The organism is Paenibacillus sp. RC21, from assembly GCF_044907935.1.
Taxonomy (GTDB): Bacteria; Bacillota; Bacilli; order Paenibacillales; family Paenibacillaceae; genus Paenibacillus; species Paenibacillus terrae_A.
The window spans coordinates 338,791-352,676 of record NZ_JBIYCS010000001.1 but is presented as its reverse complement, the minus strand read 5'-3'; the positions used below and the strand labels follow the sequence as shown (position 1 = coordinate 352,676).

The 13,886-nt window shown below is 47.5% G+C and carries 13 protein-coding genes; all 13 read right to left on the bottom strand.

Features of this window, described 5'->3' with window-relative positions; translation table 11 throughout:
* Positions 1 to 41 precede the first annotated feature (41 nt).
* The 13 genes from fliJ to dprA all read right to left on the bottom strand — a co-directional run bounded on the left by fliJ (position 42) and on the right by dprA (position 13,721).
* A complete protein-coding gene (fliJ, locus tag ABIA61_RS01700; RefSeq protein WP_283655629.1) occupies positions 42 to 485 on the bottom strand; it encodes a flagellar export protein FliJ in 444 nt (147 codons plus the stop codon).
* Between the two features lie 10 nt (positions 486 to 495).
* On the bottom strand, positions 496 to 1,815 hold the full coding sequence (gene fliI, locus ABIA61_RS01695; RefSeq protein WP_283655628.1) for a flagellar protein export ATPase FliI: 1,320 nt from the start codon (positions 1,813 to 1,815) through the stop codon (positions 496 to 498).
* On the bottom strand, positions 1,802 to 2,638 hold the full coding sequence (locus tag ABIA61_RS01690) for a FliH/SctL family protein (protein ID WP_283655627.1): 837 nt from the start codon (positions 2,636 to 2,638) through the stop codon (positions 1,802 to 1,804). Before ABIA61_RS01690 ends, fliI begins: the two co-directional genes overlap by 14 nt.
* Entirely contained in the window at positions 2,631 to 3,647 is a 1,017-nt protein-coding gene (gene fliG, locus ABIA61_RS01685) for a flagellar motor switch protein FliG (protein ID WP_283655626.1), read from the bottom strand. Before fliG ends, ABIA61_RS01690 begins: the two co-directional genes overlap by 8 nt.
* 11 nt (positions 3,648 to 3,658) lie before the next feature.
* Entirely contained in the window at positions 3,659 to 5,245 is a 1,587-nt protein-coding gene (fliF, locus tag ABIA61_RS01680) for a flagellar basal-body MS-ring/collar protein FliF (protein WP_283655625.1), read from the bottom strand.
* A 35-nt stretch (positions 5,246 to 5,280) separates the two neighbouring features.
* Complete coding sequence (gene fliE / locus ABIA61_RS01675; RefSeq protein WP_283655624.1) at positions 5,281 to 5,595, bottom strand: flagellar hook-basal body complex protein FliE; 315 nt, start codon at positions 5,593 to 5,595, stop codon at positions 5,281 to 5,283.
* Positions 5,596 to 5,634: 39 nt separating this feature from the next.
* Complete coding sequence (gene flgC, locus ABIA61_RS01670; RefSeq protein ID WP_014281074.1) at positions 5,635 to 6,087, bottom strand: flagellar basal body rod protein FlgC; 453 nt, start codon at positions 6,085 to 6,087, stop codon at positions 5,635 to 5,637.
* 6 nt (positions 6,088 to 6,093) lie between these two features.
* Positions 6,094 to 6,501 carry a flagellar basal body rod protein FlgB gene (flgB, locus tag ABIA61_RS01665; protein ID WP_044644874.1) on the bottom strand — a complete coding sequence of 136 codons (408 nt, stop codon included), beginning with the start codon at positions 6,499 to 6,501 and terminating at the stop codon, positions 6,094 to 6,096.
* Positions 6,502 to 6,908: 407 nt separating this feature from the next.
* Positions 6,909 to 8,309 (bottom strand): ATP-dependent protease ATPase subunit HslU, encoded by a 1,401-nt coding sequence (gene hslU / locus ABIA61_RS01660; protein ID WP_283655623.1) that lies wholly within the window; start codon positions 8,307 to 8,309, stop codon positions 6,909 to 6,911.
* 36 nt (positions 8,310 to 8,345) lie between these two features.
* A complete protein-coding gene (gene hslV / locus ABIA61_RS01655) occupies positions 8,346 to 8,888 on the bottom strand; it encodes an ATP-dependent protease subunit HslV (RefSeq protein WP_283655622.1) in 543 nt (180 codons plus the stop codon).
* A 26-nt stretch (positions 8,889 to 8,914) separates the two neighbouring features.
* On the bottom strand, positions 8,915 to 10,255 hold the full coding sequence (gene trmFO / locus ABIA61_RS01650; protein WP_283655621.1) for an FADH(2)-oxidizing methylenetetrahydrofolate--tRNA-(uracil(54)-C(5))-methyltransferase TrmFO: 1,341 nt from the start codon (positions 10,253 to 10,255) through the stop codon (positions 8,915 to 8,917).
* A 27-nt stretch (positions 10,256 to 10,282) separates the two neighbouring features.
* Positions 10,283 to 12,385, bottom strand: a complete 2,103-nt coding sequence (topA, locus tag ABIA61_RS01645; protein WP_283655620.1) for a type I DNA topoisomerase — start codon at positions 12,383 to 12,385, stop codon at positions 10,283 to 10,285.
* A 217-nt stretch (positions 12,386 to 12,602) separates the two neighbouring features.
* A complete protein-coding gene (gene dprA / locus ABIA61_RS01640) occupies positions 12,603 to 13,721 on the bottom strand; it encodes a DNA-processing protein DprA (RefSeq protein WP_283655619.1) in 1,119 nt (372 codons plus the stop codon).
* Between the last annotated feature and the right edge of the window lie 165 nt (positions 13,722 to 13,886).

Below are 13,886 nucleotides of genomic sequence, written 5' to 3'. Positions count from 1 at the left end.
CCTCCTCAGGCAGCTGATATGCGTATCCTGTGACTTTCCGCTTACCGGGCTTTCATGGCAAATCTCACGGAAGCCATTTCATCCAGCTCGTTCTGCTCGCGCAGGAGCATTTCCTGTTGGAATTTCACGTTGGCCTTCTCTCTCGCTTTCAGCCAAACTTGTTCATCCAGCATTTTATCGGTCAAAACGGTTTGTTTGCTTTGCACATTTTGCTGCGCATATTGAACGTCCCTATGCTTGCGTGTGATACATTGATCCAGATGATTGACGTAAGTCTGTAATTCCTGAATGGTAGAGAGCGGCGCGCAATCCTCGGCAGCCTTTTGAATGGCTGATATGACCCGATTCCTTTCGCCTAATAGCTGTATCAATGTCTGCTCCTCAGCCTGCAATTGTCCGACAGCACTGGAAAGCAACCATTCGGCCTGTGACTTTTCGTTGGTTTTCAAGTCTACAACTTTCTGAAAGGAATACTGAAATCTCATCGTTCAACCTTCATCTCCTCGTAAATTCAGAAATCAAACGCTCACGAACCTCGTCCAGCTCAACCTTTTCATCCGTTCTTTGCCTTGTAAAATCCCATATATCCCGTATGCGATCCATGGATTCGTCAATTTCTGCATTCGAACCCTGCTGATAAGCCCCAATGTTAATCAGGTCCTCTGAATCTTTATAAACCGCCATCAGGCGCTTAATATTCTCGGCAGCGTCAATCTGGTCACGTGGTGCAATATCCTTCATGACCCGGCTAATGCTGGCTAACACATCAATTGCAGGAAAATGTCCTTTATTCGCTATCCCCCGGTTGAGCACAATATGCCCATCCAAGATCCCGCGCACCGCATCCGCGATGGGTTCATTCATGTCGTCACCATCGACCAGCACCGTATAAAAAGCGGTTATGGAACCTGTAGGCCCGGTTCCCGCACGCTCCAGCAACTTGGGCAAACTGGCGAATACAGAAGGGGTATAACCCCTCATCGCCGGTGGCTCACCGACTGCCAATCCTACTTCACGTTGCGCCATCGCATACCGGGTTACCGAGTCCATCATCAGCATGACGTTCAATCCGCGATCACGAAAGTATTCAGCGATCGTCGTTGCAATGAGCGCACCCTTAATACGGATCAACGCGGGTTGGTCGGAAGTTGCCACGATGACTACTGAACGTTCAAGCCCTTCCGGACCCAAATCCCGTTCAATAAAGTCCAGCACTTCGCGTCCACGTTCCCCGATCAGAGCAATTACGTTCACATCTGCTTCCGTATTACGGGCAATCATTCCCATTAGGGTACTCTTACCTACACCGGAGCCTGCGAAAATACCGACCCGCTGTCCTTTACCGATGGTAAGCAATCCGTCAATGGCTCGTACACCGATACTGATCGGCTCCTGCACACGCGGGCGACTCAGCGGATTCGATGGAATGTTGAAGGTCGAGTATCTCGCCATCCGTGAGGGAATCAACGAACCGTCCAAAGGTTGGCCCAAACCGTCCAGCACTTTGCCTAACAGCTCCGATCCCACCTGCACGTTCAATGGCTTTCCTGTTCCTACGACATCACAGCCGGGACCAATGGATTGCAGTTCTCCGAGCGGCATCAAAAGTACCTTGTTGTCTCTAAAGCCTACAACTTCCGCTTGCAGTGGCTTAGCCGTTTTACCCGGATAAATGTAACAAACATCCCCAATACTGGCGTCCGGACCTTCCGATTCCACCATCAAACCGATAACCTGTGTCACTTTGCCGTTTACCCGAACCGGGTCTAATTGTCGCAAATGATCCATGTAGCGCTGCGCATTAAGCCCCTTCATGTCTTCGCTCCTCGTTCTCATGTGCCAGACGCAGCAGTTCCTTTTTGATCTCAGCCAGTTGTGTATCTATCCGTGCATCCACACTTCCAAAGGAAGAACGAATAACACAGCCGCGATCCTTCACAGTTCCATCAGGAATAATTTGCAGTTCTGCCTGCGAATCGACAGTTAATGACAATTCTTCGCGTGCACCTTGCACAAATGCGAAATGCTGAGGCGACACACACAGTGTAATTGTTCCTTTTTCCCGCTTACGAGCCAAGTTTTTACGAATGAGCTCAATGGTATATTCAGGCTCAATACTAAGCTGTTTTTCAATAACTTTCTCAGCAATAGAACTACTCAGCTCGACCAGAAAAGGCTCAGCCTCCTGAATCAATTGCTCCTTGGTCTCATAGGCCTGACGCAAAATATCCTGCGCTTCTGCCATCATCTGTTCCGATTTCACCTGAAGCTCGGCCTCAGCCAACTTTTGGCCTTCCTCATAGCCTTGCTGAAACCCGTCAGCCTTTAAGGACTCTGTTAACTGCTCGTCCTGCTCACGGCGTTCCTGCCACCAGGTTTCAATCTGCTGCTGCGCCTCCTGAAGCATCCGTTCCGCTTCTTCAGCCGCCTCACGAACCTGCCGTTCGGCAAAATCCTTGGCATCATTCAGCATTTCATCCCGGAGCCGTTCAGTCTCGTAATCTCTCTGTGGTTCCGGCTCCATATGTTCAGTTGTGACTTCCTCGTCCGACGTTTCTGGCGCATACGTATGTGCCACATCAATGGTTTTCAAAGCTTCAACAGGCACATATTGGAAAGATTTGATCAAGTTAGACAATGATGTCATCTCCTCCGCCGCGTGCGATTATAATCTCACCGGCCTCTTCCAATCTGCGGATCGTCGATACGATGCGAGTCTGCGCTTCTTCCACATCACGCAGCCGTACCGGTCCCATATATTCCATTTCCTCTTTGAAGGTTTCTGCCATCCGTTTCGACATATTTCGGAAAATCACATCGCGTACTTCTTCGCTGGACACTTTAAGCGCCAACTGCAAATCGGCATTGTCGATATCGCGGATAATACGTTGAATGGAACGGTTGTCCACATTGACGATATCCTCGAATACGAACATTCTTTTCTTGATTTCCTCGGCCAGTTCAGGGTCCTGAATTTCAAGCGAGTCGAGGATCGTGCGTTCGGTCCCTCGGTCTACCCCATTCAAAATCTGAACAATGGACTCGATACCACCTGCATTCGTGTAATCCTGCGTCGCGGTTGCTGACAGCTTTTGCTCCAGCACACGTTCCACTTGTGAAATGACTTCCGGCGAAGTGCTGTCCATTACAGCGACACGCCGAGCCACCTCAGCCTGCTTTTCCTGTGGCAGGGACGACAGAATCGCCGCCGCCTGCTCAAATTGCAAGTACGAGAGCACGAGAGCAATCGTCTGTGGATTTTCGTTCTGTATAAAGTTCAAAATCTGGTTTGGATCAGCCTTGCGGGCAAAATCGAACGGTCTCACCTGCAACGTCGCCGTCAGACGGTTAATGACCTCAACTGCTTTTTGCGACCCGAGTGCCTTTTCCAATATCTCTTTGGCATAATTGATGCCGCCTTGGGAAATGTACTCCTGAGCCAAACAAATTTGATGAAACTCAGCCATAATCGAATCTTTTTCCGTTGCATCGACCTTCCGCACATTGGCGATTTCCAATGTAAGTTGCTCAATCTCTTCGTCACGCAAATGCTTGAATATTTGAGCAGATACTTCCGGCCCCATCGTGATTAGCAGAATTGCCGCTTTTTGTCTTCCCGTTAAACCTTGACTGCTTGCTTTTGCCAATGAACTCACCTCTATTCGTCAGCCAGCCATGTACGAAGCAGATTGACGAATTCGTCGGGTTTCTTTTTCGCCAGACTCTCAAGCTGTTTACGCACTTGACTTTCATTTGTCACACTTTCCATGGTAATGGACGGGAACTCCGTCGGTGTTGGCATAAGTTGCAGATCTTCATCTAATTCTTCTTCCTGCTGCTTACGACGACCGCGTACAATCAGGAAGATTACGCCTGCCAACAGTGCCAGTACAGCAGCCCCGATGCCCCATACCCAAGGGTTGGAAGCTGAAAAAAACGTGTTGGTGTTCGCTGGCGCCGGTACGGTTTGAGAGAACACTGAAACTTTTTTGGCTAAATCAGCGTCTGTAATAGTAATACCGGAATTCGCTAATGAAGCTCTTACGATATTAACCAAAATATTTTGGATTGCGGCCTGAGTTGCTGCATCCAAAGTTTGCTGCCCCGTTGGTGGTTCAACTGCTACATTAATGGTTAAATCTTTTACAGTGTACGGACTTTGGATAATATCCTTCGCAATTCGGTTAACTTCGTAGTTAATTGTGCTTGAGCTCTTATCTGAGCTTGTGTTGCCCGAATTGCTTCCTCCAGGGTAACCAGGTACATCCTGCGTTCCTGTTCCTGCGACTCCTCCGGTTTGTCCACTACTGCCAGTGTAGCTTTCCTGAATTTGCTGGGCGCTGATTTCAATGCCCTTCATTTTCGTTTGATCAACTGGTGTGACCATCTGCTCTTTCGACGTTACTTTGTCGAAATTTAGCTGTGACATAACCAGCACATTCACTTTGTCTTCGCCAACAATTTTCGACAAAAATTGTTGGACATTATTCCTTACATCGCTCTCAAACTTCTTCTGCAGAGCCATGTTTTCCTCAACACCACTGGAGAGACCTCCTTGACCGCCCTTGGCCGTTGGAATCAGTTCATACTCCTTATTGGTGATCGTAATGTTTTCTACAGGCAAATTCGGCACAGCCGTCTTTACCAGATTAAAGTATCCGTCGATGGCTTGCTGATTTGGCGTAAAGCCAGGTTCGAATTCCATTTGAACCGAAGCAGAAGCTTTGTCTTTTTCTTCAAGCCCAGCAAAAATGTTTTCCTTCGGCATATTTATGACAGCTTTGGAGCTTTGGACACCATCCATCCGTTCCAACAATTGCTGCACTTCGCCGTTCAAGGCGTTATTGTATTTCACATTGAACTCGTTCTCCGTCATACCAATTGCCGAGGAGGACTGGTCAAAGGCACTCATGCCGATTGAACCCTTTTGAATTAGGCCCTGAGACCCAACATCTACCTTTGCCTTATCCGCGTTTGCGGTTGGAACTGCGATTTGCGTCCCGCCAGCATTGAGCTGATACGGAATACCCGCAGAATCGAGATATTTAATGACCCCGGCAGCATCGTTTGCGTTTAAATCCCGGAAAGCCACTTCATACTCGGTTTTGGTAAACTGCATCGTTAGCACTACAATGGCAATGATGATGAATGCCAATGTCGAAACAAGTAATATCTTCTGTTTTTTGCTGAAATTATTCCAATACCCGGAAATCTTATCCCGATATTGGGCGATTCTCTCGTTCACTCCGTCACCCCATCCGAAACTTTGCTAGATCCTCTTTACATCTGTGTACGCATGATCTCCTGATAGGCTTCAATCGCTTTGTTTCGGACTTGAGTAGTAAGCTGCAGAGAAAGCAGCGCTTGTTGGGAAGTGATCAAGACCTGATCAACATCAACTTTTCCTGCCATGAACTGGTCGGACATCGTGTGTGTAGCGGCTTCCTGCTGCCCCACTTCATTGAGCGCATCCTTTAGGAACGAACCAAAATCCTTCAAGGATTCGGAAGGCGTCGCTTTCGTCAACTCATTGTTAGGCGATTGAATTTGCTGTATTGCCGGTGTCTGTACATTAAACATGGCGTTCTGGATCATGTTTTACTCTCCCTATTCTGTAGTTAGTAGTCCTGGAACTTAGCGACCGATTTCAAGTGCCTTGGAAACCATTGCCTTGGATGCATTCAGAGCTGTTACATTGGCTTCGTAAGAGCGTGTTGCGGAAATCATGTCTACCATTTCTTTCATAATGTCTACATTAGGCATATATACATAGCCATCTTTATCAGCATCCGGGTGACCCGGATTGTACACAGGCTTCAAAGGTGACTGATCTTCCTGTATTTGCGAAACCTTGACGCCAGCGGCGCCTGTTCCATTTCCTTCCATTTGAGCCTGCAAAACATCGGCAAACCGAGATTGGTTAGGCTCCAAAACAACCGTTTTTCTCCGATATGGAACCGCTTGTCCATTCTCCACTTTTGCCCGGGTTGTCTCTGCATTGGCAATGTTGCTTGATATGACATCCATCCGCAACCTTTGGGCCGTAAGAGCAGAGGCACTGATATCAAAGCCGTTGTTAATCTTCACCTGGTCCTATCTCCCTTCTACCGCTGTTCTCATCATTTTGATGCGTTCACTAATTTCTTGGATGTAGGTATTATATCTCAGTTGATTCTCAGCCATAAGGCTCATTTCTCTGTCGATATCCACGTTATTCATATTGTTGTTCATGACAGAATACCCATCTTTGGTGACCACAGCATCTGGAATGGAGTTCGCAGGTCCTATCTGAAAATGTTTCGCATTGGTTACTTTTCCACGTAATGGTGTCACGTCGCCACCCATTTGCTGCTGAAGCAATTCTTCAAATGAAACCTCTGAACGCTTAAAATACGGGGTATCCTCATTGGAAATGTTGTTGGCTATCACACGTTGTCTCGTATTTGCCGCCTGAACACCTGCCTGAAGTTTTTGAAAGCTCATATCACCCAGCAGATTCATTTAGCTCCTCCTTCCAGCGTCTACTCCAAAGTAAGATTCAATAAAACAAGATTTTTCACTTTTTTTCGACAATAAAATTTCATAATTATACATTTCTCTTAGGTCTTAAGTAGAAAATAATTGCTTTGTGTCATATATTCTAAGTTTCGTAGAGTTGGGACCTAATTACAATAAGAAAAAAGCCCTATCTTTTTTAAAAAAGAGGGCTTTCGATGCATAAAATGTTAAATTTTTCAGGTTTTTTTCAATGAAATGAATGTTTTCTTAGCACTTTGCACCTGTAAAAGATTATACGTCCTACTTTTGGAATAGACAGAAAAATCATCTAAGGGACACTCATCTAGGTCTATGTGACGGTGCAAGATAGTGTTATTCTAGACAACGCATCCTATTTTAAAAGCTCCCGCTCATAAAATATACTGACTAAGGTCCCTGTTTTGGGCAATATCACCCAGCTTCTCCCGAACATATTCCGGGGTAATGATCATGCGGTCCAAAGTAAGCTCCGGAGCCTCGAAGGACAAATCCTCCAACAACTTCTCCAAAATCGTATGCAATCGGCGCGCACCGATGTTTTCCGTGTTCCGGTTTACAGACTCGGCAATGCTGGCAATTTCACGGATGGCTTCCGCCGAAAATTCTACTTCAATCTCTTCGGTACGAAGCAAATCCGTGTATTGCTTGGTCAACGCATTTTTAGGCTCTGTCAGTATGGACACAAATTCATCCAATGTGAGACTGCTCAGTTCAACACGGATTGGAAAACGTCCCTGCAGCTCAGGGATCAGATCAGAAGGCTTAGCAACATGAAAAGCTCCAGCGGCGATAAAAAGAATATAATCTGTCCTTACCGGGCCGTATTTAGTCATAATGGTAGAACCCTCGACAATAGGCAAAATATCGCGCTGGACACCTTCTCTAGATACATCAGGACCACTGCCCTTGCCCTGGCTGGCAATTTTGTCGATTTCATCAATAAAAATGATACCGGATTGTTCAGCACGTTTCACGGACTCCTGAATGACATCATCCATGTCGATCAGCTTGGCAGCCTCATCCTGAATTAGCACCTTGCGGGCTTCCTTCACCGGCAACTTGCGCTTTTTGGTCCGCTTTGGCAGAAAGCTTCCGAACATTTCCTGCATGTTCATGCCCATTTGCTCATTTCCCTGCCCAGCAAACATATCCAGCATATTTGGTGCGGTATCCTCCACATCAATCTCAATAACTTCATCCTCAAGCTTGCCGGACAACAGATCGAATTTAGCCTTACGCCGTTTCTCTGCCAAGGATGCGTCCTGTTGTGGGGGTTCTTCCTCTACCGAATTCCCAGTGTTATTGCCAAACAGCATTTCAAAAGGGTTACGTTGGGATTTATTCGATTTCTCCGCAGGTACAAGAATGCTGACAATCCGTTCATTCGCCATGTCCTCGGCTTTGTCCTTCACATTCTCCGTCCGCTCCGCTTTAACGATGCGAATCGAGGTTTCCATCAAGTCACGCACCATGGATTCCACATCCCGGCCGACATAACCCACTTCTGTGAATTTAGTCGCCTCTACCTTAACAAAAGGAGCTCCCACGAGCCGGGCCAGTCTGCGTGCAATTTCGGTTTTACCCACGCCCGTCGGACCGATCATCAAAATATTTTTGGGCACAATTTCATCCCGGATATCGTCCGGCAGCTTGCTGCGCCGATAACGGTTGCGCAAGGCAACGGCAACGGATTTTTTAGCCTGCTTTTGTCCGACAATATATTTATCCAGCTCGGATACAACTTGTCTGGGCGTCAACGATTGATTATTCATTTTGCACTCCTCCACCCTTGAATACTCAGAGCCGATTTACAGTTCTTCCACGATAATCTGATTGTTCGTATACACGCATATCTCCGAGGCAACCTCCAGCGCTTCCCGGGCCATATCCTTTGCCTCCATACCGGAGCCATGACGCTTGAATGCGCGCGCCGCCGCCAATGCAAAATTACCGCCTGAGCCGATCGCAAGCACATCATCGTCCGGCTCAATAATTTCACCGCCCCCGGAAATGAGTAGCATTCCGGATTGATCCATAACAATCATCAAAGCCTCCAGCTTACGCAGGATACGGTCCTGCCGCCAGTCCTTAGCCAGCTCCACCGCAGCCCGCTGAAGGTTGCCGTGATGTTCCTCCAGCTTGTTTTCAAACTTTTCAAACAATGTGATGGCATCCGCCACTGAGCCGGCAAAACCTGCAACCACCTGACCACGGTATAATCTGCGTACTTTTTTTGCCGTCTGCTTCATGACGACACTGTTACCAAACGTTACCTGACCATCACCGGCAATAGCTCCCTTGCCATTGTGGCGTACAGCACAGATGGTGGTAGCATGAAAGGATATATCCATAACGCGCTCCTCCTTTTCCTTCATCCTTATGCCTGTACTTCGGCTGACATAACTTCCGCTTCGTTGATGTAACCACGCAAGCTTTCCAGCGCACGGTTAGCAAGCGCTTCGTTCTTTTCCTTCTTGTTGCGAATACGCGTTTCCAGCTTTGGCAGCAGACCGAAGTTCGCATTCATCGGCTGAAAATGTTTGAAATCAGCGGTTGTGATGTAACGAGCCATACTGCCGAGTGTCGTTTCCGCAGGGAACACAAACATTTCTTGTCCACGCGCCGCACGCGCTGCATTCATTCCCGCCAGCAATCCTGAGGCCGCGGATTCCACGTACCCTTCTACTCCAGTCATTTGTCCGGCAAAGAACAGATTACTTCTGCCTTTGAACTGATAGGTCGGATGAAGCTGCTGTGGAGAATTAATAAAGGTGTTGCGATGCATTACACCATAACGTACAAACTCTGCATTCTCCAGGCCCGGTATCATGGAAAATACGCGCTTTTGCTCTCCCCATTTCAGATGAGTCTGGAAGCCAACCAGGTTGTACAGTGTACCCGCCGCATTATCCTGACGAAGCTGCACAACGGCATATGGCAACTCTCCTGTATGTGGGTTCACGAGACCGACTGGTTTCATCGGCCCAAACAATGCCGTCTGCTTACCGCGCTGCATCATCACTTCAATGGGCATACAGCCTTCGAAATAAATTTCTTTTTCGAATTCCTTAACTTGTGCCACCTCAGCCGTAATCAGCGCCTCATAAAAAGCGTCAAATTCCGCTTCATTCATCGGACAGTTCAAGTAGGCTGCTTCTCCCTTATCATAACGGGAAGCCAGATAAACCTTACTCATGTCGATAGAGTCCTTCTCCACAATCGGGGCCGCCGCATCGTAAAAGTAAAAATACTCTTCTCCCATCAGCGATTTAATCTGTTCCGACAAAGCCGGAGAAGTTAAAGGCCCGGTAGCAATGACCACGATCCCATCCTGTGGAATTTCCTGAAGTTCCTCATTGACAACCTCAATAAGCGGATGTTGATGAAGGGTATCTGTAATATGGCCGGAAAATCCATCTCGATCCACCGCCAGCGCACCACCAGCCGGAACAGCATGACGATCTGCGGCATTCAAAATCAAGGAGTTCAATATTCTCATTTCTTCCTTCAGCACACCTACCGCGTTAGTCAAGCCGTTAGCCCGTAAAGAATTGCTGCACACCAGCTCGGCAAATTTATCTGTATGATGTGCCGGTGTTTTAACAACCGGTCTCATTTCATATAACTTCACAGGCACACCACGGCTTGCAATCTGCCAGGCAGCTTCGCTGCCCGCCAAACCTGCTCCGATGACCGTTACCTTTAGTGGTTCACTCACGTTTAAATCCCCCTGCTATTGTTGTTCTTATGAAGTCTCTACGCCCTCGTCGCTATCTTCCAGCATTTCACTGTGATCACAGACGGTACAGTTGAGCTTCGTTCCCTGTTTTGTACGTTTTTCAACCATTAGGCCATCACAGCTTGGACAAGGCTTAATGGATGGTTTATCCCAGGATACAAAATCGCATTCCGGATAACGGTCACACCCATAAAAGATACGTCCTTTTTTACTCCGCCGTTCCACAACATGGCCCTCACCACATGTAGGACAATTGATCCCGATATCCTTGACAATCGGCTTCGTATTGCGACAATCTGGGAACGCAGAGCAGGCTAGAAATTTACCAAAGCGGCCGAGCTTATACACCATCGGGCTGCCACATTTGTCACAAATGACATCGGATTCTTCATCCTTTATCTCAATTTCCTTCATTTCTTCCTCTGCCACTTCCAGACGTTTCTCAAACGACTCATAAAAGTCACTCAAGACCTTGACCCAGTCTCCTTCGCCTTCTTCTACGTGATCAAGGTCACCTTCCATATTGGCCGTGAATTCCACGTTCAGAATTTCAGGAAAGAATTCCTCCATCTGCTCGATGACCAGTTCTCCCAGCTCTGTAGGGAAGAACTTCTTCTCTTCAATGGCGACATAGCCACGCTTCTGAATAGTTTCCAGTGTCGGTGCATACGTACTCGGACGTCCGATACCCAGTTCTTCCAACGTTTTCACCAGCCGTGCTTCTGTATAACGAGGAGGCGGTTGCGTGAAATGCTGCTTCGGCTCAACCGATTCCTTTTTCAGCTTGTCGCCCGGTTTAAGCGGCGGCAGCAGCTTATCTTCTTCGGTTTTGCCGTCGTCATTCCCCTCCACATACACTTTCATGAAGCCTGAAAAACGAACCTTCGAGCCAGCTGCACGGAATATGGTCTCACCCGCTTCAATATCAACGGACAAGGTATCCATAATAGCTGAAGCCATCTGACTGGCCATAAAACGCTCCCATACCAGTTTGTACAAACGGAACTGGTCCCGACTCATAAACGGCTTAACCGTTTCCGGATCACGCAGCGCAGAGGTTGGACGAATCGCTTCATGTGCATCCTGGGCGTTGGCCGCTTTTTTGGAATATTGACGAGGACTTTCAGGTACAAAAGCTTCACCATATTTCTGAATAATGAATTCCTTCGCTTCCTCTTGGGCCGAGACGGCGATTCGTGTGGAATCCGTACGCATATACGTAATCAGACCCACGGTTCCTTCCTTGCCCAAGTCCACACCCTCATACAGCTGCTGGGCCACGGACATTGTTTTGGATGCACGGAAGTTGAGTTTCCGAGCCGCCTCTTGCTGCAAGGAGCTAGTCGTGAATGGTGGAGAAGGATTGCGCAAACGCTCTTTCTCTTTCACATCACGGACCTTGTAAGACGACTTGCCGATAGCCTCCAGCACTTCTTGTACATCCGCTTCGCTGGAGAGCTCTTTCTTTTCGCCACGAAGCTGATGGAATTTCGCTTCAAAGGTACTGTCCTTAATCGCTAGTTTAGCTGTGATCGTCCAATACTCTTCAGGCACAAACTCATTAATCTCGTTTTCCCGGTCTAGGATAATTTTCACGGCAACCGACTGCACGCGCCCTGCAGACAAGCCCTTCTTTACCTTTTTCCAAAGCAATGGACTGATTTTGTAGCCGACAAGCCGATCAAGAATCCGCCGTGCTTGTTGGGCATTGACCAAATCCATATTGATTTTGCGTGGTGTTTTAAAAGCATCCTTGACGGCCTGCTTTGTGATCTCATTAAATACAACGCGGCAGTCTGCTGTATCGTCCAAATCCAGCGCATGCGCCAAATGCCAAGCAATAGCTTCGCCTTCGCGATCCGGGTCAGCCGCCAGATATACTTTTTTCACTTTTTTTCTGGCATCCTTTAATTCTTTCAAAATCGAGCCTTTACCTCGAATGGTAATGTATTTGGGATTAAAATCATTTTCGACCTCTACGCCGATCTGACTCTTTGGCAAATCCCTGATATGACCCATGGAAGCCTTGACGATATATTTGCTGCCCAAGTATTTGCCGATCGTCTTCGCCTTGGAAGGCGATTCCACGATGACGAGTGAATCCGCCATAGGCTCTTCCTCCTCTCAATTACGTACAATTAGGATAGACTTCCTGAAATGTGGTGAGTTATAGCGCGGAGGCGCTCCGAGCTATAAAGTCAACACATTTCAGGAAGTGGGGAGGGAGCAGGAATCCGCTGTGCGGATAAATATCTAAACTCCCATCCCTGGATGTTTAATACTGAATTTATACAATTACTACATTAAGGATTTGCAAAATCAACTATTAAATAAGTTTGTATTTTGTACCCGCAAGCTGGGTGATCCTTTTTTTTATGATTAACGATAACAGAACTGAGTGTAAAAGTCCAAAATCCCATGCAGTCGCTTCAAGCAGTTCATCCAGTGTAAGTGTTCCCTGCTCCAGTAACAGCACGACATGTTTTTCCTCGGCAGTCTCACTCACTGGTACTTTGGAGACACCATTCACATCCAGACTCTGCTCTCTATTGTATGAAGAAACATCCCTTGTACGCAAATTAGCTACGTACTCCTCTACAATATCCGAAGCTTCGGTGACCGTTTTAGCCCCTTGCTTAATCAAACTTAACGTACCTCTGCTCTTCGGTGATGTAATCGGTCCGGGAACGGCGAACACATCTCGATCCGCCTCCAACGCAGCATCAGCTGTAATTAGGGAACCGCTTCTTACATCTGCTTCCACCACAACGGTTCCCTGTGTCAGACCAGCAATGATCCGGTTACGCTGCGGAAACATTCCCGGATGCGATCTGGTGCCAGGTGGATATTCCGATACAATCAAGCCTTTGCTCGCCATCTCTGCAAATAAAGATGCATTTTGGGGCGGGTAAATTTGATCAATCGCCGTTCCAAGAACCCCTATCGTATTGCCTCCCCGGCGCAGGGCAGCTTCGTGGCAAATACTGTCGATCCCTCTCGCCAATCCACTGACTACTGTAATGCCCGCATCACACAATCCCTCTGTCAGCATTTCGGCCGCTCTGCGTCCATAAGCCGTAGGAATGCGAGTCCCCACCATAGCTATAGAGCATGTATGCAAAAGTGAAATGTCCCCTTTCGTATACAATACCCAAGGCGCGTCAACCGTTTCTTTCATTAATAGGGGATAATCCTCATCCACATAAGTAATCACTCCGATATCGCCGGATCGAACCCGCTCATATCTTTCATGTACCCAATCTTCATCGTAACACTGCGCCGCTATACGGGCCTGAGTGGGATTTAATCCTACCTCAAGCCATTTCTGCTCGCTAAAATGCAGCAGTTCATGCAGTCGGTAGTCACTCGACCAAATACGCTGAATTGTTTTTCTACCGATACCCTCTAATTCATGCAAACCCAGCAAAAGCCATCTTTCTTCCAAACTGCGGTTCCCCCATTCTCGGGGAGAGTGAACCCTCCCTTATTTTGTGGCACAACGTATCATTTTGCAAGCGTTTCCCTGATAAGCCTGTCCTAACGCAAAAAAAGCAACCTTTTCATCCCCTGTTTAAGAAGACAAAAAGGTTGCTTACCTTTCTTTCATTAT